The sequence below is a fragment of the Verrucomicrobiota bacterium genome (genome assembly GCA_016200005.1).
Classification (GTDB): Bacteria; Verrucomicrobiota; Verrucomicrobiia; order Limisphaerales; family PALSA-1396; genus PALSA-1396.
Map to the genome: position 1 here is coordinate 30742 of JACQFP010000006.1, position 19572 is coordinate 50313.

Consider the following 19572-nt stretch of genomic DNA (forward strand, 5'->3'; position numbering starts at 1 on the left):
ACCGTTTGCTTGCGCCAGAGCCGGGCGGCGGACTGCGTTACTTCAGGATTTCCACTTTCACCTGTGCGAGGCCGGCGCGGACCATCTGCAATTCCTGCGCGGCTGCCAGCGAGAGATCAATTATGCGGCCCTGAAGGAACGGCCCGCGGTCGTTGATTCGCACAATGACGGAGCGTTGGTTGCCGAGGTGAGTCACTTTCACGCGCGTGCCGAATGCCAGCCGGGGATGGGCCGCCGTCAGTTGATGCATGTCGAAAATCTCACCGCTCGCCGTCGGATTGCCTTGATACCGGTCCGCGTAAAATGAAGCAACGCCAAGCTCCGCCGAAGTAGTGACGCGAACAGTTTCGCCCAAGCCTGCGTTTACCGGGCGGCTGGAATCGCCATGGGCGGAAGGCCAGCCCAGGAGGAGCACCGTGACCAAGACGCTGGTCGCTGTTGCCTTGTCGCGGTTGAAATTCCGTCGCGTATCGCGCATACGCCGGAATAAGCAGTCTCCAGTCCAAGCGCTGTAACTCGGGCTGCCGGGGACTTGCGGTCGCCGCGCGGGTCGAGTCTGGCCAGGAACCTGACACCGATATTCCGGATGCAAGACACTTGTCCGCAGATGCCCCCAGCTCCTGGCTGCAGATGGAATTCCCGTGGAAGAATCAGATGCGCCGTTCCGCAAAGCGGCGGTGGTGTCCACCAGTCGGGAAGTAACGGCGGCGGTGCGAGAACCTTAATTCGGCCGGTCTTTATCTTTGCCGGAGCGCGAAGCAGGAGAATCCTGACGGTCATTAGACTGAAATCTCGGCGAAGCTTCCTGGCGCTCATACCCCTTCGAACGGGACCTGCCTTCGGAACTCTGGTAGAAGCCTTTGGGATAGTACTGCTGGTTCTGCCTCCAGGAGTCTTTCAGGCCGGAGTTCGCCCGGCCTTGACCGTAAGCCTGCACGGGATTCGGTGTCGGTCCCGCTTCCGACCTTTCGGCCGGGCCTGAGCGCGTCGGTTGCTTGCGCTCTTCCGAAGGTCGCGATGGCGTCGGAGCAGAGGGAGCGTTTCGCGGCGGCTGATAATTCCGCCGGCCGGGTTGGTTTTGAGGTGACGCCGGTGATTTCGCACCTCTTGAGCGTTGCTGCGGAGCACCCGGAGTTTCCGTTTGGGATTTCCGCGGAGTAAATACTGAAGTCGTTCCACTGTTTCCAGTCTCCGATTTCCGCTCTATTTTCGTCGCAGCGATGGCGGTATGCTGAATGACCGGGTGCCGAGCATCCAATTTTTGCGCCACCACCTTTACCGGTCTTTCAGGCGCTTTAAGTTGCGGGCGATAGATGATCGGCGCGTTCTTATCTGAAGCCTGCATCCTCAACCCTTTACCGGCGCCGGCGGGCATTTCGCGGATGCTGGCTTTTCGGATTTCCGTATGACTGGCCGCCGACACTTTTTCCACAGCTACGCCGCGATTGACGATGGTGTTGTTGTTCACGACCGTCGTGTTATTGATGATGGTTGTGTTCTTGTAAACGTTTTTGACTCGAGTCACCGGATAACAGCGCCTGCGAATATCGCGGTCACAAAAATCTCCCAACCCGATGAAAACGAAATGGTCGAAGTGCAGACCGAAATCGAAGTTCACGCCCACGTGGACACCATTGAAGCGCCAACCTACTCCGACATCGAAGGTCGCGTGCGGCGGCAAGGGTGCCCAGCCACAACTGTCACCCGCCACGCGCCAGGTCACCCAGGCCGGCGCCCAGACCCGGTCCGGCAACCAGACCCAGCCGCACCGGGCGTCCAGATACCAGCGACCGTAGTGAAATGGTGCCCAACCCCAGGAATAATCCGACGCCCAATACCATCCCGCGTCAGAGTAAATCCAGTGGCCGCCGTCGCAGTAAGGCCGCCAGCCGCGATTGATCACCACCGCCCGCGGTTGCCAGCACCAACCGTATCCATCAATGACAACCCAGGTGCCGTAGGGTGAAAGATCATTGTAGAAATAATTCACCTCGACGGGTGGATTGCTGACATAAGTTGGCGCGGGAGCCGCGGGTGGTGTTGCTGGCGCTTCCACGGCCGCCGGTGCAGCGGGCGTTTGAAGTGTCGGCGCGTATTGCTGGGATTGATTGCCCAGCGCTTTGTCGTGGTTCAACATCGCCGTGATGACCGGGGACGACAGCCCGACATCCTTGAGGTAGAAAACATCATCCGCCGAAAGGTCGTAAGTTGATTTTGAATTCTGAATGAAAGACAGGATTACATCCTCGCCGACTCCCGACTCAGCGAGCTTGATCACCTCGGCCACGCTTGGGGAGACGTTGGTTGGGGCCGTTCCAGTGGGCGGGGACTGCTCCGGGCCAGTCGGAGCTTGGGCCACCGGCGCTTGACTGTATCCCGCCAGCAGTGGCAGCGCCACTGACGCGATCAACGCGAACCATTTCATATTTTTCATAATCTTAATATGCAGCCACCAACGTCTTCATTCAACCTTTTAGACCAGATCGGAAATCGTTTATTCAGCCCGTCCCGCGCGGCTGGTTTTCGAGCAGAACTCCACGCCAGGCGAGTCAAATACGCCCCAAGCGTGCCAGCAATTTCCGGTGAATCCCGCCAAAATCGCCGTTGCTGAACACACAGACCACGTCGCCGCCTTGAACATTCTTCGCGGTGTGCTCCACAATCGCGTCCACATCCGGCAGATACGCGGCACCTTTCCCCGCAGTCTTCAAATCCTGCATCAACCGCGCCGGATCGAGACGTTCGCTGGGCGACAACAATTCCAACCGCGCAACCTGTGAAACCACCACGGCGTCGGCATCGGCGAAGGCAGTCACGAGTTCCTGTTGAAAAACATTTCGTCGCGTCGTGTTGCTGCGCGGCTCGAAGATGGCCCAGATTTTTTGGCTCGGATATTTGATTCGCAACGCGCTCAACGTCTCGCGAATCGCCGTCGGGTGATGCCCGAAATCATCCACCACCGTCACGCCGCCGCTGATACCGCGCACTTCCATCCGCCGCTTGATCCCCTTAAACGTATCGAACGCCGACTGGATTTGTTTGTTCGACAGCCCGCAATGCTTCGCGCACGCCACCACCGCCAGCGCATTACGCACATTGAGTTCCCCAACCAAGTTCGTGTGGAACTTGAAGCTGGGAATCTCGAACTCAGTCGCGGTCGGACCGTACCGGATGTTGAAGGCTCGAACGGCGTTGCCTTCGCCCAGGCCAAAACGTTTCACCGGGCAATGCGTCACATTCAACAGCGGCGCGAGGTTGGCATCATCGCCGTTGGCGAGCAGAAGACCGTTCCGCGGGATCAGCCGGATGAAATGTTTGAAAGAAGTCTGGATTGCAGCGAGATTTTCAAAAATGTCCGCGTGATCGAACTCCACATTGTTGATGATCGCGACCTCCGGCAGGTAATGAACAAACTTGCTACGCTTGTCGAAGAACGCCGTGTCGTATTCGTCGCCCTCAATGACAAACCACTCGCTGCCCGCTCGCGATTTATCGGAGTCGGTGAAACGCGCCCCCTGCCGCAGGTTCAGGGGAATGCCCCCGATGAGAAAACTTGGATTCAAACCGTTGTGCTCGAAAACCCACGTGAGCAGCGAAGTCGTGGTCGTCTTGCCATGCGTGCCAGCAACGACGATGGAGCGTTTACCACGAATGAAGAATTCCTTGAGCAATTCCGGCAACGAGCAATAGCGCAGTTTGTGATCCAGGGCGAACTCAGCTTCGGGATTCCCGCGCGAAATGGCGTTGCCGATGACGATGAGGTCGGGCTTGTGCGCGAGGTTGCGCTCAGCGTAACCGGACATCACCTCGATCTTCCGCTCGGCGAGGAAGGTGGACATCGGCGGATAGATTTTTTGATCTGAACCGGTGACGGAAAAGCCTTTCTCTTGCATCGCTGCAGCCGTCGAGGCCATGGCGGTGCCGCAGACGCCGATGAAGTGGACTGATTTGATTTCGGAAAACATCGCGGAGGAACGATAGGGAAACGAGCAAAACAGAAAAGCCGAATCTGCGGACCGTGGAACTCCGCGTGTCCAAAAGCCGACGAAAAAAAATCGCAGAATTCCGCGCTCCTGGTTGCAGCCGCTGACGTGATCAGTGGACTTTAGTCCGCGCGGATTTCGGCCCGACGCTCACGACTTGGGCGGGGTCAACAATTCGGAAGCTGCCATCAGGCAAAACGACGATGAACTCGGGGTTCTTGGGCATGAACAGAAGATGATCGGTTGTGACCACCGGCAACACCCGTCCGTCCGACAAATGAATATCAAACGGCTTGAACGGTGCGACATCCCGCATTTCTCGCAGTGTTCTGAGCGTCATACGGGGATACTGTGCTTGCACCTTGCAGCACCGTCAACATTGGCCGCGCCGTGCCGCACCCGCGCTGGTCGCAAGCGACGGAACGTATGATCGACAGCGGCGACCGTGTCCGGACGCAGCCTTTCAATGATTATGGCAGCTACCTGCCGCAACGATGAAAGCTAGAATGGGGCGACGAGGTTTCTTAAGTCTTCAACAGATTAGAAAGCTGGCGGACGATTGCGACGCCAGCTTACAGGCTTCGGCATTTCGCTACACTCGCTTTACCCCTGAGCCGCACCTAGCTGTAGTTTCTGAGGACGAAAGCGTCCTCTACTACTTCGTTTCTGACGAAGCGCGCGCCATCGGATTTGGATACCTTGGCAACCGGGAAATACCGGAACGAAGCCCAACCCAAAAAGCAATTGCTCACACGTTCCCCACAATCGAAGAAGGCGCAACGCAAACCGAGCTTTGGTTTTCTGAACGGCAGGCTCGCGCCGAACTTTGGGAAGAAGCGATCCGACTCGGCTCTTCGAATCGCGTGATTACTCTCTTGTCTTGGCAAAAATATAACACGCACTGATGCGAGGATTCGACACCCCGGCCCTCTCTCCGTTCGAGGCGGAGAGGGAGAAATCTTTTGCGCCCTTTGCGCCTTTTAGTGGCGAGAAAATATTGCATGTTCAGCGGCGTTCGCGGTTGATTTCGACTGCTTTGATTCCACCACGAGCCAGGCGATGAGCCAGCCCGGATTCAGCTTATGCAGACGGGAACAAGCTAAAGCTTGAACTCCAACTCGCGGACAAGGCGAGACTGTCTCAAAACTCGCGAGCGAATTTTCGTTAACGTTCCATTTTTCGATATGGCGCACTTTGATGAAGTAGCCAGGCGGATTCGATGGTTCGAAAATGAGTTTTGAGACGGTCTCAGGCTGTCCGCGCTCCGACTCAACCCTTCAACTTCCGCTCCAGAATCTCGCCCACGAGCGCGGGGTTCGCCTTGCCCTTGCTCAACTTCATCACCTGGCCTTTGAGGAAATTCAGCGCGGCGGCTTTGCCAGATTTGAAATCATTCGCCGGGCCGGGATTCGCGGCAATGACTTCGTCGCAGAATTTTTCAATCGCGCCGGTGTCGCTGACCTGGGCCAGACCCTTCTCCTGAACAATGGCGGCCGGAGATTTTCCGGTGTCGAACATTTCGGCAAAGACTTGCTGCGCGGCGGAACTGCTGATGGTTTTGTTTTCCACCAAGCCGACCAGTTCGAGCAATGCGTCCGGTTTGAATTTGAGGTTGAGCAACCCCTCACCCGGCTTCGCCACCCTCTCCCCATCCGATGGGGAGAGGGACGGGGTGAGGGCAACTTCTGCCAGCATTGCACGCAGGTTGTTGATGACCCAGTTCGCGACGGCTTTAGGGTTCTTCGCTGGCTTCGCAATCCCTTCAAAATAATTTCCCAGCGCCACGTCCCAAACAAAAGTCTGCGCGTCGCCGGCTGGCAATTGGTAATCGCGCATGAACCGTTGCTTGCGCGCCATCGGCAGTTCCACCACGCGCGTCCTCACTGCGGCCAGCCACTCGTCGCTTGGCTCGAAGGGCATCAGGTCGGGATCGGGGAAATAACGATAGTCATGCGCGTGCTCCTTGGTGCGCATCTCTTCAGTGATGCCGCCCACGTCGTCCCAGCGACGGGTGGACTGGTGCAGCTCTCCGCCTTTCTTTAACACCTCGAGCTGGCGGGGGATTTCGTACTCCAACGCCTTCCGCACGCCGCTGAAGCTGTTCATGTTTTTGATCTCGATCTTGGCGCCGAGTTCTTTCGTGCCCTTGGGTCGCACGCTCACGTTCACGTCGCAGCGCACCATGCCTTTCTCCATATCGCAATCGCTAACTCCACCGTAGATCAATATGTCCTTGAGCGCGTTGAGATATTCGTAGGCCATGTTCGCGCTGGTGATGTCCGGCTCGGAAACGATCTCCATGAGCGGCACGCCGGCGCGGTTGAAATCGACACCGCTGTTGCGCTCGAAATGAATGTTCTTGCCCACGTCCTCTTCCAGATGCGCGCGAGTAATCCGCACGCGCGAAATGCCGCCGTTGAATTCGAAATCCACGTAGCCATTGATTGTGGACGGTTTGTCGTATTGGGTGATCTGGTAATTCTTCGGCATGTCCGGATAGAAGTAACTCTTCCGATCGAATTTGGCGAAGCGGGGAATCTGGCAGTTAAGCAGAAGGCCTGTCAGCGCCGTCAGGCGCAGCGCCTCGTCGTTGGCCACCGGCAACACGCCGGGCATTCCCAGACAAACCGGGCAGACGTTTGTATTCGGCGGCGCGCCAAACGCATTGGCGCATCCGCACCACATTTTTGATTTGGTTTTCAACTGGACGTGGGTTTCCAGTCCGATGACAGCTTCGTAGTCCATAAGGCGGGAAGATTTAACCACGGATGAACACCGATGAACACGGATTTTTCCGCACCGCCAAATATGTCGGGTCTGGCTTTTCGCAAAGTAAACACATCGCAGGATTAAACTTGTTGCCAGGAGTGAGGGCCTGTTGACCAATTCCCGGAGCGCGGACCGCCGAGTCCGCGTGTTTCCATCTCGCAAGCGATTCAAAGGATTTTCGGCAGCCGGTCTTCGCGCGGACTCGGCGGTCCATGCTCCTTTATGTTGGCAATCAATCTAATTCTTTAGCAGCTTGCGGATCGCGCCGAGCAGCACGCCTTCAACTTCCGGAGCGACGTTCGATGAACTCGGACTGGTTTCGTAACCGCCCTGCTCGTAGGCGATCGCGGTGCCGATGTATCCCGGCGCATAATCACCGTAAGCGGCCATGGTCACAAACAAGTCCTTGCGCTCCGCTTTGGCGGCGAGCTGATACTCCACAAACAGTTCGCCCGGCAGATGCAGGATGCGCGCGCGCCCAACTCGGAGACACGAAACGTCGATCCGGTGACCTGACTGGCAACGTCGCAGCCACGCCAGTTTGGCGACTTCGCCTTGCGCAATAAATGCGGGATCTTTGGCCTTGAGTTGAGCTTCAAGTTTCTCAATCGACAAATACTTCGCCGGCGGCAGCGCCACCGACTCGACCGTCCAACCCACATCCGTAGCGCTAATCACTTCACGCTTGGTGTTTTCCCATGCGCGCCGCAGGCCGTCGGCTAGACGTTCGGCGAGCACGAGGCGATTGGTCGGCGAGCCATCGTTGTATTTTCCCGCGCCAATGTTGCCTCCCGCACCGTTGAAATGGACGTGCAGCGCCGCCGGTACCGCCAACTGCCGCAGGAAGCGGGCGATACCGGGAAAATCCGGATTCGGGATGCCCGTCCGATAATAACTCTGGGGATGCGTTGCGTAGTAACTCAGCACCGCCACGGGACGCTCCCCGTTCCAAAAACTGATCAACGAAACCATCGGATCAATCGTGCCTTCGGGTTCGGCGCGCACTGCCGGATCGGTGGTGGCCGTCCACCTCACGGCGCGAACTTTTCCATCTGAACCGAGGATGCGCCGGTTCGACGCCACCTTTTCCACGCGCGCTTCACCCAGCCCGAGATGAGTTATCGGCTGTGCGCGCGGCAAGGTCTCGCGGATGGCGACTTCGAGGTTGGTGATCACCTGACGTTGAAAACTGCCCTCGTACTGTCGCGGCTCAAGTCCGGCTTCCTTGAGGATTCGTTCCGCCGAAAAATCGCAGTCCGGCGCATCGTGCTGATGCAAGACGTGCACGGTGACTCGCGCAGGCGTGGTTCCGGCGGCGCGTGCCAGGGCGGAACGAAACGCATCGTGCCCTTCATTGCCGATGCCGATCCAATCCACCGCGCACAACACGATCGGTTCGCCGGCACCCAGGATCACGATACCGCGCGCCCGCAGGCCGAGGTCCCATTTGTTGGTCACGGGATCGTAAGCCATCATGCTGCCCACCGGCGGCGTGGCATCGACATCGAAGGTGGCCACTTGCAAGGCGGCGGCTTGGTTCGTGCCCGGCGGCGTGGGTTCAGCGGCCTGCAAGTCGCTCAAACCAATCAACAGCAAGACTACGCAAAGGAGAAATCGCGCGAGCATGGAACTATGTTGACCACGTCGAGGTTCTCAAAGCCAGCCTTCTTCAAACAAAAATTGATCGATTGTGAAATCTGGGGAGCGCGCCCGCCCCGGGCGCGGCCGACGATGTCCTCGTCGTTGGCATCCGGGTGCTTTTGGAGCCAAGCATTTGCTACTGAAGCCACGCGAAGCGTTCGGTGCGAGGGCGCGCCGAACCACAGCCGGGGCGGCTGTGCTCCCCACGTAACACCCTGAGCGAGCACTTGGTCATTTCCGCAAATATTTGTCGAACCAGTCGGCGCACAACCGGAAATCCCAAAACATCGTCAGCCAGCCATGTTGTTTGCCGGGACGAATAATGAGTTCCACGTTGCGTCCGATGGCGCGCGCCTGCGTCTGAAAATGTTCGGATTGTTCCAACGGCACCAACGTGTCCGCGCCACCGTGGATGATCAGCGTGGGCGGCAGATTCGTCGTGATGTAGTAAATCGGCGACACCTCCCGCCCGATGACTTTCCAGACGGCCAGATTGGTGCCTTGCGGCCCAAACGCTTTGAGGAAACTTTTTGGCGGCCCGCCGTCGCCGAGATTCTCCGTCGAAGGGCCGAGATTGAGCAGATCGGTTACTGGATAAAAAATGGCTGCCGCCTGGACTGCGCTGCTTGCGCGATCCACCGGATCGGCGGCGTCGCTTGGACCGGAGCCACCGCGCGTGGCGAGCATCAAACTCAAGTGTCCGCCCGCGCTGCCGCCCGTCACGCCGATGCGATCCGGGTCGATACCGTACTCCCGCGCATGAAACCGGATAAACCGCGTCGCCCGATTCACATCCTCCACGATCTCCATGACTGTGGCCTTCGGTTGGGAAAGATGCGAAACCGCGAACACCGTGTAGCCGCGACGAATCAACGGTGCCGCCATGAACGGACGAAAGTCATTTGTTGAGGAATGCCAGCCGCCGCTGACCATCAGCAGGATGCCCAAGCCGTTCGGATGCGCAGGGCGGACGATGTCGAAACTGAGTTTGTGACCGTGCCGTTCGGTGTAAACGATCCCGTCGGTGCGCGTGACGGCTGGATGGAAATACCACCACACACTGCCGACACTGATGCCGATCAATAGGACCACTGCCAACAGGCTCAAGAGAACCAGGCGAACGAAGCGACGTAATGTCATGGGTCAAGCTTGAGGAGCGACGCCGTGGAAATCAAGCAGACTGGAAATATTTAACCACAGATAACCTCCCAGCCATCCTCGAGATTGCAGCACCGCCATTATTTTACCAGGTTCTTGCAGAAGCGTTCCAGCCGTTCCAATCCCTTCTCAATGTTCGCCATACTGGTGGCGTAGCTGATGCGCAGGTAATCGTCGGCGCCAAACGCGATGCCAGGCACAGCGGCGACTTTTTCCTGTTCCAACAGTCTTGCGCAGAACTCGGTGGATTTGAGGCCGAGCTTGGAGATGTTCGGGAACAGGTAGAATGCACCTTTGGCATTGACGCAACTGATGCCGGGAATGCTGCTTAACTTTTTCCACGCGTAGGCGCGGCGCCTCGCGTACTCCGCCAGCCAGACCGGCAAATGATCCTGCGGGCCGTTGAGCGCGGCGACGGCACCCTTTTGCGCAAAGGAAGTGGGGTTGCTCGTGCTGTGGCTTTGAATGGCGTCGATGGCTTTGGCGATCGGCTCCGGCGCGGCGAGGTAACCGAGCCGCCAGCCGGTCATCGAATACGCCTTGGCGAAACCGTGAACAACGACGGTATGTTCGTAATGTGCCGGTGAAAAACTTGCGACGCTCGTGTGGGTCGCGCCGTCATAGACGAGTTTCTCGTAAATCTCGTCGCTCATAATGAGCACGCCTTTCTCGACGCAGATGTCGCCGAGGGCTTTGATTTCGTCGCGGGTGTAGAGCGAACCCGTCGGATTGCTGGGCGAATTCAAAATGAACAGGCGCGTGCGCGGAGTGATGGCGGCGCGCAGTTGGTCGGCTGTGACTTTGAATTCGGTTTCGTCGCTGGTGGGCACGATGACCGGCGTGGCACCGGCGAGCTTGACCATTTCCGGGTAACTCAACCAGTAAGGCGAAGGGATGATGACTTCGTCGCCTTCTTCACAGGTAGCGAGGATGACGTTGAAACAGGAGTGTTTGCCACCGCATGAGACGATGATCTGCGACGGTTTGTAAGTGAGGCCGTTGTCGCGTTTGAATTTGTCGGCGATGGCCTGGCGCAACTCCGGGATGCCGGCGGCGGGCGTGTATTTGGTGAAGCCGTCGGCGAGCGCCTTGGCACAGGCGTCCTTGATGTGTTGCGGCGTATCGAAGTCCGGTTCGCCGGCGCCAAAGCCGACGACGTCAATGCCGTCCGCCTTCATCTGCTTGGCCTTGGAATCAATGGCCAGTGTGAGCGACGGAGTCAGCGCCGCGGCGCGATGCGAAATTTTATAGTTCATAAAATGGCCGGAGAGAAATAGCATCCGCGCATGGAGGCGCAAGTGGAATTCTGGAAGAAATCAACGCCAGCGGTTCCTGTCTGTCAATCATCGGACCATTGCTTCATGGCATTTTGGATGCGGCGATAATCCGGCATTTCGTCCGGGTCGGGTTTCTGACCGAGAAAACGGAATACCTTCGGGGCTTTCCAACGCCAACGTTCGGCATGACCGTCAGCGAATGAAAAGTTGCAGCCCTGATTATGCCGGTCGGCGGGCATATCAAACCAGATGTCTTGCGGGAAATAAATCGAGCCAACGGGCGGGTTACCAAATTGAGCGTCGAGCAAGGTGTCGGCATGTTCATCGATGAACACGAAAAGTTGGGTCGGGGAAGGCTTGCGGATTTCCGAAAACTTTTTCCAGGCTGGAATGTTGGCGATGACGTTGAAGGCGTCCTGAAATTCTGGGAATCCATTGACGGATTGGCTCATGTTGTAACTGCGGTTGCGAAGCTGGGAGAGGAGCTGGCCGGAGGAGGTTTCGATCTTCGATTGGTCAGCGGGACAATGGTAGATGGCCACGGAGCGATTGTATTTGAACAGCACGCCGCTCTCCAGATCGACGGTGTTGGTGTCGGTGCGCGCGTGGTCCGGACACCAGGAGATGTCTTTGGCGATGACGCCGCCGCCCATCGACATGACCGAGTCGTTCGGCGGAAGGACGTCATGATTGTCGAGCACGTAGAGTTGCCAGCAGGTTCCCAGTTGCTTGAGATTGCTCAGGCAGGCGATGGCGCGGGCCTTGTCCTTGGCTCGGGCGAGAGCCGGCAACAACAGCGCGGCGAGGATGGCAATGATGGCGATGACCACGAGGAGTTCGATCAACGTGAAAGCCATTCGCATTTGGTGGCCGTGGGAACGGCGAATTTGCGAAGCTGCCTCTGGGTTTAACAGCTCGATCACCTTCATACCCGCTCATCGTGGTCGGTTGACTCAACGATGATAACAGATATCAGCATATCCGCCACCTGGATTTTGGGCGGTCGCCTCAAACTATGGGGTGGTCAACAGTTCCAGCAGATGCATCCCTTGATTGCTCAACTCCCACCGCCTGCCTTTCTTCGTGACCAATCGGCCGCATGGATTTTTCTCGTGTTCGGCTTCATTGACCGAGAGGAGTTGAAATCTGCTCCGGCTTTTGATTTCCGAAGCGGAACGTGGGATGAGTTCAAAGGCCAGACCGTTAAAGTTGAGCGCGATTTCATAACCGATCACGCCTTCTTTTTCCGCAGTCGGATTGTGGCGGATCAACGCGCCGTAGCGCTTCAGCCAGGGAAAATGCGTTGCCCGCACGAACACCCGGCAGAGTTCAGTTTGATGGCGGATGAAATCGAGCGTGCTGAATTTTTTCCATTCGGATTGCTGAGCCAACAGGATCAATCGCGGATCAAGCCCGACGAGATTGCGGCCATTCCAGTCGCCATGATCGTTGCGCTCGCCGGGAAAGGCTTTTTTGAACCAGCTCGCAAAGTGGTCGTTAAGGAATAGATCCAGTTCAAAGTGAACGTGCGCGCGATCTTTGGAAATGCCCTCGTGCGTGTTGCTCGTCCGTCCCAAGATGGCGATGGTTTCGCTGGCTTTGACGGTCTGCCCGATTTTCAATCCCTCGCGGATGCTGCGTAGATGGGCGTAAGTGGAATAAATTTCCAGTCCATCAATCTGATGCCGCAAGATAATGTAATTTCCAAAGTTGGAGAGTGAAGGTTTCCTGTTGATGTAGGCGACAGTGCCATCGGCGGTGGCCATGACCGGGTCGATGGGTTCGCCGCGCTTGTCGCGTTGCAAGCAGCGGATGTCCAGTCCTTCGTGGAATTGCGCGCCGCCGCTCCGGACGCAGCCGAAGGTGCCGCTGGTCCAGGGTTTGCCGACGACCCCGACAAAGAATTTTTCTTCGCTGCCTTTTTCAAAGAGTGAGTGGTTGGCCGTGGGTAATTGAAAGGTTTGGGCTGGAGCGTAAGCGGCAGTCAGGGAAAGCAGAAGGATGACCACTCCGCCTCGGGTGTGACTCGCAGCGCGGGTTACCATTTGGATCGCTTCTTGATTTCCCCGGCCACATTATTCAATCCAGCAACGATGCGCTCGGCTTCGTCACGCGAGGCATCGGGTGTAAAGGTGAACAGGCCATCGGCGATGCGTTGAGAGATCACCGGCGCGGCGAGCCAGCGGACTTCGCCGAACTGGCTGAAGATGGCGATGTGTTTCCCTTTGTTCGCGGTGGTGTATTCCTCGAGCAACCAGGTGCCTTGACGGTCAAATTGGACCTGAATGGCGAAACCACCCAGGACATCAATGACCGCGGCTTTGGCCACATGCCCTTCGTCAATGAAAGGCTTTTTATCCACGTTTACCAAGGATGGCTTTGCGCGGTAGATCGGGACTGGCTCATTATGCTGGGTGCCGTCCGGGTTCACCTCGAGGTGCAGACGCAGCGTAGTGAGTTCGTGTTTCCGTTTGCTTTCGGCTGTGCGGCAGCCGCCGGTCAACGACACACACAGCGTCAGCAACAAATAGGTGTTGAACCGTTGCGAGCGAATCATCATAGTCTTGATAAACAAACTAAGTGCGTTGGCATTGTAAAGATACTTATGGGCAAACAATATAACAAAGTTGAAAAGCGGAAACGTCGGGCGGCCTACCTGAAGCGGAAAAAAACCGCGGCCAAGATCAAACCGGTCAAAGCCTGAAGTTGCGGTTGATGGATTCAGACCACCTTAACCGGTGGTCTTTTTTGTTGTGCGATGACCGCGAAGATTTCATCGCGCAGATTTTCTCACTTTGGCGTTGTTAAACTTGTTCACCATTCCCGATTTTTCAGCAAGAGCGGCTGTGAATAAGTTTTAGAGACGCGCGCCGGCCCTTGAATTTATTGGTGGGATTGAGTTGTGCACATTTTGTTCACCAAGTGATCTCGGTTAACAAGTTGTGCATAAGAAATCGTTGTCGAAGTCGAGAAATTTGTTAGTCTAGCTTCAGTTCATTGAAAGAACTGAGAAGGTCGGTGACAGACGAAAGAATGAAGCTGGACGTCTCAGGGATAATCCCAGGTGACTGGGGAAAGGTTGAGTCAGGCTGGTTGGTTCAACCCCTCTTAAGGCGGATCGTGAGGTTCGTTGGCCGAGGCAGAATTCACCAGTTCCTTTGACGACGTTCGCGCGTCGTCAGTAACGCGAAGTAGGAACTGAGCGGCGAGGAACGATTAGAAACCGTTCCAAGTCGGGTCAAGTAGCTCAGGCTGGTTTCGGGCTTGAGTGAATCGCAGTTACCCAGAGGGTAAATGGTTGCTACTGTGCATCAGCACGGAGCGAGCGACTCTGGCGGTCTCCGAAAGGAAAATCCGCCAAACGAAAGACGCTGAAAGGCGGGACAAAGTGAGCGTTCGTGCCGGGAAGTCAACGGGGTCTGGCAAGGCCCGTCAAACTTCTGAAACGTCGGCGATGTTACAAACGACACCGCTGGTTTGTGAGCGAAAAGCAACCTGAGAGGTAAGAGGTCAGACCCGTGGCACTGGGCCAACGCACTGTTAAAAGCGGTGGCCGACCCAGCGCTAACTGGTGAAGACGCGGAGCTACAATCACAAACGTGTCTTTACCTGGTTCGTAAGCCGGCGTCCGCAAACGCCAGTTGAAGCGAGCTAAGAGGCCTCACTCGAAATCTTGTGACCGCAAGGCTCAGGACGGCCCTGCTATGAGGCCGAAGACTCCGCTTGCCGTGGAGAATGGCGTCGGGAAGCTGGCAGCCAATTTGGCGCCAAATGTCAGCGCGGGAAAGAGAGCGTGGCGAACTCCCATCCCCCATTTGGTCCCTGCTTGACCGCAAGGTTGGGCAGGGGCTTTTTGTTTTTATTCCTCTTAATCTTAATCGTAATCTCACTCTTAATCCTCGGAGTGATGGGGGGACTCCAGAAGATTAAGACGAGGATTAAGAGTAAGACTTAAGAATTGGTGGAGAAAAGTACTTGCCCTCCACGCGCTTTTGGCCAAAATCCCGCCCACAAGATTCAAGCTAAACCCGAACGCGCAAATTTTAAAACTCTTATGGGACGCATTTACAATAACATCATCGAAACCATCGGTCGCACGCCCCTCGTCAAATTAAACCGCGTCACCGATGGCGCACCCGCCACCATTTTGCTGAAGTGCGAGTTCTTTAATCCGTTGGGCAGTGTCAAGGACCGCATCGGCATGTCGATGATTGAAGACGCCGAGAAGCGCGGCGTGCTCAAGAAGGAAACGGTGATCATTGAGCCGACCAGTGGCAACACCGGCATCGCCCTGGCATTTGTGGCCGCGGCCAAGGGATACAAACTGATCCTGACGATGCCAGAGACGATGTCCTTGGAACGGCGCACGCTGCTGGCCATGTTGGGTGCGAAGCTGGTGTTGACTCCGGGAACGGAGGGTATGAAAGGCGCCATCGCCCGTGCGGAGAAACTGGCGAAGGAGACGCCGAACTCCTGGATTCCGCAACAGTTCGATAACCCGGCCAACCCCGAAATTCATCGTAAGACGACCGCTGAGGAAATCTGGGAGGATACCAACGGCAAGGTGGACATTCTCATCTCAGCAGTGGGGACGGGCGGCACGATCACCGGTTGCTACGAAGTCATCAAGCCCCGCAAACCGTCGTTTGAAGCCATCGCGGTAGAACCGAAGGATTCCCCGGTGATTTCTCAAACTCTGGCTGGGCAACCCCTCAAGCCCGGTCCGCATAAGATTCAAGGCACGGGCGCAGGGTTTGTTCCAAAAAACTTGCACCTGAAGGATTCCAAGGGCAATCCCCAGATCACCGAATGCATTCAGGTAACCAATGACGACTCGTTTTCCATGGCTCGCCGTCTGGCCAAGGAAGAAGGAATTCTGGCGGGCATCTCGACCGGCGCCAACGTCGTCGCCGCCATCGAAGTGGCTAAGCGCCCTGAAAACAAAGGCAAGATGATTGTCACCATAGCTTGTTCCACTGGTGAACGTTACCTGAGCACTCCGCTGGCAGCCGAAGCCAGAGCGGAAGTGGGTGGCTGATTTGAATGAATGCCCGCTGACGGCGTCAATACCTCTGGATTTCTGATTGCTTGAGGAAAAAGCAAAATAAATGTTGCGTTAAAGGGGATTTGCTCGTAATTGTTTCTGTGTCGCAGGTCTGAATGGCCGTGCGCGGTGAATTGAGTTTCTTCACTCTTCGAGCGCAGCAGTTTCCCAAAATTCAAAGTTCATAGCGGTTTTCGGGGATGGTTTTCCAGGCCCTTTGATGAGTACGACAAATAATTATGAGTAATACGACCAATTCCACGTCGGAGATCGGCTCCGGCTATTTGGAAATCTCCGAGAAAGGCTTCGGCTTTCTCCGTTCGCCGGAGAGCCGTTTCCAACCCAAACCCACCGACATCTTCGTCACGCCCGACACCATCAAACGGAACTTCCTCCGCGAAGGCTGCCTCGTCGCCGGGCCAATCCAGCCGCCGCACCGGGGCAACAGCCCGCAACTCAAATCGGTCGATCTGGTCAACGAAATGCCCTTTGGCGACTACACCAAAGCAGTCCGGTTTGAAAACCTGACGACGATCGACCCAGTCGAGAAGTTCAACCTCGAAACCGCGCCCGACCTGCTGGAAACCCGCATCATTGACCTCGTCACACCAATCGGCAAAGGCACACGCGGTTTGATCGTCGCCCCGCCCCGCACGGGTAAGACGACGATTCTCAAACAAATTGCCAACGCCATTACCGCGAACCATCCCGACGTTCATGTTATGGTTCTACTGATCGACGAGCGTCCCGAAGAAGTCACCGATTTCCAGCGCTCCGTCAAGGCCGAGGTCGTCGCGTCCTCCAACGACCAGGACCTGGAAACCCACGTGCGCCTCTCGCGCTTTATGATTGAACGGTGCCGCCGCATGGTGGAATCGGGAAAGGACGTGTTTGTGCTGCTCGATTCCATCACCCGCGTGGCGCGCGCCTACAACAGCGTGCATGGCGGCAGCGGCCGGACGATGTCCGGCGGCGTCGATGCCCGCGCGTTGGAAATCCCCCGCAAGATGTTCGCGTCCGCCCGCAAAATTGAAGAAGGCGGCTCGCTGACGATCATCGCCACGGCCCTCGTGGACACTGGCTCACGCATGGATGAACTGATTTTCCAAGAGTTCAAGGGCACGGGCAACATGGAGTTGATCCTCGACCGCAAGCTGTCCGATCGCCGCTTGTTTCCCGCGATCGATATTCCGAAAAGCAGCACGCGCAAAGAGGAAAAACTTTTTTCGGCCAAACAAATCGAGTCCGTTCGCAAGTTGCGCCGCATGATGGTGGACCTCAATCCGGTCGAAGCCATGGAAACTTTGCTGGCCGCGCTCAAGAAGCACAAGACCAACGAGGAGTTGCTGGCCAAGCTGGTGTAGCATCCCGTTCAAGAAGTAGCCGCCGTCGTGAGTCGGCGCTAATCGTTCATCCGTTTCCGCAGGAAATTTGCGCCGACTAACGTCAGCGGCTACGAGATAAAGGTTTTTTGACGGGCTGTTAACCATTTTACCTCTCCCTCCCGCCCGAAAACTTCTGCCGTGCCTTCCTTTCCGCCTTGTGGTAGGAAAGCGATATGCAAGCTGACGGCAAGAACGCGATTCCAAGCGCTCCGTCTGCTTTCCCTCAACTCTCAACCCTCAACCCTCAACCTCCTCAGATTCCCGATCACGAATTGTTGTGTCTGATCGGGCGTGGTGCTTACGGCGAAGTCTGGCTGGCCCGCAACGCCATCGGCACGATGCGCGCGGTGAAGATCGTCCACCGCCAGAGCTTCCAGCGCGCCGAGCATTTCGAGCGCGAGTTCAAGGGCCTGCTCAAATTCGAGCCGATCTCCCGTTCCCACGACGGCTTGGTGGATGTTCTGCAAATCGGCCGCCGCGATGACGCCGGCTATTTCTACTACGTCATGGAACTGGCGGACGGGGAGGAAATGCAAAATGAAAAATGCAAAATGAAAAATGAGGCCGCATCTAATCTGACCGCAAGCGACCGCCAACAATCCATTTTGAATTTTGAATTTTACATTTTGAATTACCGCCCAAAGACCCTCCGCAGTTTGCTCCGCGCTGACTCTCAACCCTCAACTCTCAACCCTCAACTAACCGCCGCCCGCCTCCCTCCCGCCGAATGTATCACCATCGGCCTCAAGCTCGCCTCCGCGTTGGAGCATCTGCACGCGAACGGCCTCGTGCATCGCGACATCAAACCCTCGAACATCATCTTCGTGGACGGCGAACCGAAACTGGCGGACATCGGCCTGGTGACGGCAATTGATGAAGCGCAATCGTTGGTCGGGACCGTGGGCTACATCCCGCCGGAAGGCCCGGGCACGCCGCAGGCCGATCTTTACAGCCTCGGCAAGGTCCTCTACGAAATCGCCCTCGGCAAAGACCGCCAGGACTTCCCGCAACTGCCGCCGGATTTGCAATCTCATCCCGACTACACTGCGTTGCTCGAACTCAACGAAATCATTCTCAAAGCGTGCGAATCCGACCCGCGCCAACGCTACGCTAGCACGGAGGCGATGCGGGCGGACCTTGGTACCCTGCAAAGCGGCCAGTCAGTCAGGCACAAGCGGACACTGCAACGCCGCTGGTTGGCCGCCAGCAAAGCCGGTTTGGTGGTTGCATTACTCTGGGCGATCGTAGTGGGCAGCGTTATGCTCGTGCACCGCCGTCGGGACACCTACGTGCGTTCGGCGACACCGGAAGTCAATGAGCTGGTTGACCAAGGGTTTTATTGCGTCCGCGACCCGCTACGACTTCCTCACGCAGTGGATCTCTTTAAGAAGGCCGCTCAACTCGATCCGACTCATGTGCCCGCTTACTGGGGTTTATTCCAAGCCGCCATCTGTCGCGGGGAGGAGGAGTGGAACGCGCCGACCGCCGATCGCCAACACATTCGTTCAGTCGCAGCCAAGCTCAAAGAGATCGCCCCCGATCGCGCCGAGGCGCTGGCTGCCTCATCCCTGATCAAATGGATGGATTGGAAGTTTGCTGAAGCCCTAGCTGACGCTCGGTCCGCCACGCGCCTGCGCGCCGATTCCAGAGTGGGCGGCTCGGCAGCGCACATTTTATATGGATACTATCTGCTCATGACCGGCCAACCGGCCGAAGCGCTCAAGGAGTATCTCATTGGCGAAAAGATTGATCCGGCCAGTCCCATTTCGCTCTACCATCTCGGCCATCCTTACTTCGTCTGGCGTCAGTTCGACCAAGCGATGAAATACTACCAGGCAGCCGACGATCTGCAGCCCGGATCCAGCCGCCACTTCAAAGGGATGGTTTACGAAGAGAAGAAGGATTTCATGGCGGCCATCCAGGAATTCGAGGCGCACGCTCTCTTTCAGGGCAAGAGAGAAGACCAAGTGAAGGGATTTTGTAACAGCCTGCGCGAAGCGGTCAGGCAAGGCGGCGAAAGGGGTTATTGGAGCAAACGCCTCGATCTTGCGTTGAGCCTTTCGCCGGCAGACGTGTATTACATAGCCACCCTCTACGCGCGTCTTGGGGACAAGACCAACGCCTACTGCTTCCTTAGAAAGGCTTGCGAGCAAAAAGCATTCACCGCCGGCCCGCTCTTCGATCAGTGCTGGGACAAGAATGATCCGGAGTTCCGATCCATCGTCAGGAACATCAGTCTGCTTCAGCCCAGCGAGCGTCACAAATGATTGCGCTGCGCCATGAGCCGGCCTACAAGGGACTGCAAGTCGAGCGCC

The 19572-nt window shown here is 56.9% G+C and carries 16 protein-coding genes; 5 read left to right on the plus strand and 11 right to left on the minus strand.

Annotation, left to right across the window (positions count from 1 at the left end; genetic code table 11):
- Window positions 1-37: 37 nt before the first annotated feature.
- The 4 genes from HY298_01505 to HY298_01520 all read right to left on the minus strand — a co-directional run bounded on the left by HY298_01505 (window position 38) and on the right by HY298_01520 (window position 4323).
- Window positions 38-478 carry a septal ring lytic transglycosylase RlpA family protein gene (locus tag HY298_01505; protein MBI3848954.1) on the minus strand — a complete coding sequence of 147 codons (441 nt, stop codon included), beginning with the start codon at window positions 476-478 and terminating at the stop codon, window positions 38-40.
- Between the two features lie 243 nt (window positions 479-721).
- Complete coding sequence (locus tag HY298_01510) at window positions 722-2434, minus strand: hypothetical protein (protein ID MBI3848955.1); 1713 nt, start codon at window positions 2432-2434, stop codon at window positions 722-724.
- Between the two features lie 115 nt (window positions 2435-2549).
- A complete protein-coding gene (mpl, locus tag HY298_01515) occupies window positions 2550-3965 on the minus strand; it encodes a UDP-N-acetylmuramate:L-alanyl-gamma-D-glutamyl-meso-diaminopimelate ligase (protein ID MBI3848956.1) in 1416 nt (471 codons plus the stop codon).
- Between the two features lie 130 nt (window positions 3966-4095).
- The gene (locus tag HY298_01520) at window positions 4096-4323 is read right to left on the minus strand and encodes a hypothetical protein (protein ID MBI3848957.1); all 228 of its coding nucleotides are present in this window, start codon (window positions 4321-4323) and stop codon (window positions 4096-4098) included.
- 11 nt (window positions 4324-4334) lie between these two features.
- On the opposite strand from HY298_01520, the gene HY298_01525 reads away from it, so the two are divergent.
- Both HY298_01525 and HY298_01530 read left to right on the plus strand, forming a co-directional pair.
- Entirely contained in the window at window positions 4335-4481 is a 147-nt protein-coding gene (locus tag HY298_01525; GenBank protein MBI3848958.1) for a hypothetical protein, read from the plus strand.
- Window positions 4478-4888 (plus strand): hypothetical protein, encoded by a 411-nt coding sequence (locus HY298_01530; protein ID MBI3848959.1) that lies wholly within the window; start codon window positions 4478-4480, stop codon window positions 4886-4888. Before HY298_01525 ends, HY298_01530 begins: the two co-directional genes overlap by 4 nt.
- Before the next feature lie 364 nt (window positions 4889-5252).
- On the opposite strand, the gene gatB is transcribed toward HY298_01530, so the two are convergent.
- The 7 genes from gatB to HY298_01565 all read right to left on the minus strand — a co-directional run bounded on the left by gatB (window position 5253) and on the right by HY298_01565 (window position 13388).
- On the minus strand, window positions 5253-6728 hold the full coding sequence (gene gatB / locus HY298_01535) for an Asp-tRNA(Asn)/Glu-tRNA(Gln) amidotransferase subunit GatB (GenBank protein ID MBI3848960.1): 1476 nt from the start codon (window positions 6726-6728) through the stop codon (window positions 5253-5255).
- A gap of 261 nt (window positions 6729-6989) precedes the next feature.
- On the minus strand, window positions 6990-8276 hold the full coding sequence (locus HY298_01540; protein MBI3848961.1) for a hypothetical protein: 1287 nt from the start codon (window positions 8274-8276) through the stop codon (window positions 6990-6992).
- A 348-nt stretch (window positions 8277-8624) separates the two neighbouring features.
- The gene (locus tag HY298_01545; protein MBI3848962.1) at window positions 8625-9533 is read right to left on the minus strand and encodes an alpha/beta hydrolase; all 909 of its coding nucleotides are present in this window, start codon (window positions 9531-9533) and stop codon (window positions 8625-8627) included.
- A 98-nt stretch (window positions 9534-9631) separates the two neighbouring features.
- Window positions 9632-10807, minus strand: a complete 1176-nt coding sequence (locus HY298_01550) for a pyridoxal phosphate-dependent aminotransferase (GenBank protein MBI3848963.1) — start codon at window positions 10805-10807, stop codon at window positions 9632-9634.
- Between the two features lie 83 nt (window positions 10808-10890).
- On the minus strand, window positions 10891-11685 hold the full coding sequence (locus HY298_01555; protein ID MBI3848964.1) for a prepilin-type N-terminal cleavage/methylation domain-containing protein: 795 nt from the start codon (window positions 11683-11685) through the stop codon (window positions 10891-10893).
- 156 nt (window positions 11686-11841) lie between these two features.
- Window positions 11842-12873, minus strand: a complete 1032-nt coding sequence (locus HY298_01560; protein ID MBI3848965.1) for a M23 family metallopeptidase — start codon at window positions 12871-12873, stop codon at window positions 11842-11844.
- Entirely contained in the window at window positions 12867-13388 is a 522-nt protein-coding gene (locus HY298_01565; protein MBI3848966.1) for a hypothetical protein, read from the minus strand. The genes HY298_01560 and HY298_01565 overlap by 7 nt, the downstream gene beginning before the upstream one ends.
- Window positions 13389-14882: 1494 nt before the next feature.
- On the opposite strand from HY298_01565, the gene cysK reads away from it, so the two are divergent.
- The 3 genes from cysK (at window position 14883) to HY298_01580 (ending at window position 19524) form a co-directional block, all read left to right on the plus strand.
- Window positions 14883-15866 (plus strand): cysteine synthase A, encoded by a 984-nt coding sequence (gene cysK / locus HY298_01570; protein ID MBI3848967.1) that lies wholly within the window; start codon window positions 14883-14885, stop codon window positions 15864-15866.
- 245 nt (window positions 15867-16111) lie between these two features.
- Entirely contained in the window at window positions 16112-17236 is a 1125-nt protein-coding gene (gene rho / locus HY298_01575; GenBank protein MBI3848968.1) for a transcription termination factor Rho, read from the plus strand.
- Window positions 17237-17430: 194 nt separating this feature from the next.
- Window positions 17431-19524 carry a protein kinase gene (locus tag HY298_01580; GenBank protein ID MBI3848969.1) on the plus strand — a complete coding sequence of 698 codons (2094 nt, stop codon included), beginning with the start codon at window positions 17431-17433 and terminating at the stop codon, window positions 19522-19524.
- The last annotated feature ends 48 nt before the right edge of the window (window positions 19525-19572 follow it).

Coding starts and splice junctions, on each gene's coding strand:
- HY298_01505 (MBI3848954.1), bottom strand. CDS start 478: ATGCGCGATACGCGACGGAATTTCAACCGCGACAAGGCAACAGCGACC.
- HY298_01510 (MBI3848955.1), bottom strand. CDS start 2,434: ATGAAAAATATGAAATGGTTCGCGTTGATCGCGTCAGTGGCGCTGCCA.
- mpl (MBI3848956.1), bottom strand. CDS start 3,965: ATGTTTTCCGAAATCAAATCAGTCCACTTCATCGGCGTCTGCGGCACC.
- HY298_01520 (MBI3848957.1), bottom strand. CDS start 4,323: ATGACGCTCAGAACACTGCGAGAAATGCGGGATGTCGCACCGTTCAAG.
- HY298_01530 (MBI3848959.1), top strand. CDS start 4,478: ATGAAAGCTAGAATGGGGCGACGAGGTTTCTTAAGTCTTCAACAGATT.
- gatB (MBI3848960.1), bottom strand. CDS start 6,728: ATGGACTACGAAGCTGTCATCGGACTGGAAACCCACGTCCAGTTGAAA.
- HY298_01545 (MBI3848962.1), bottom strand. CDS start 9,533: ATGACATTACGTCGCTTCGTTCGCCTGGTTCTCTTGAGCCTGTTGGCA.
- HY298_01550 (MBI3848963.1), bottom strand. CDS start 10,807: ATGAACTATAAAATTTCGCATCGCGCCGCGGCGCTGACTCCGTCGCTC.
- HY298_01555 (MBI3848964.1), bottom strand. CDS start 11,685: ATGGCTTTCACGTTGATCGAACTCCTCGTGGTCATCGCCATCATTGCC.
- HY298_01560 (MBI3848965.1), bottom strand. CDS start 12,873: ATGGTAACCCGCGCTGCGAGTCACACCCGAGGCGGAGTGGTCATCCTT.
- HY298_01565 (MBI3848966.1), bottom strand. CDS start 13,388: ATGATGATTCGCTCGCAACGGTTCAACACCTATTTGTTGCTGACGCTG.
- cysK (MBI3848967.1), top strand. CDS start 14,883: ATGGGACGCATTTACAATAACATCATCGAAACCATCGGTCGCACGCCC.
- rho (MBI3848968.1), top strand. CDS start 16,112: ATGAGTAATACGACCAATTCCACGTCGGAGATCGGCTCCGGCTATTTG.
- HY298_01580 (MBI3848969.1), top strand. CDS start 17,431: ATGCAAGCTGACGGCAAGAACGCGATTCCAAGCGCTCCGTCTGCTTTC.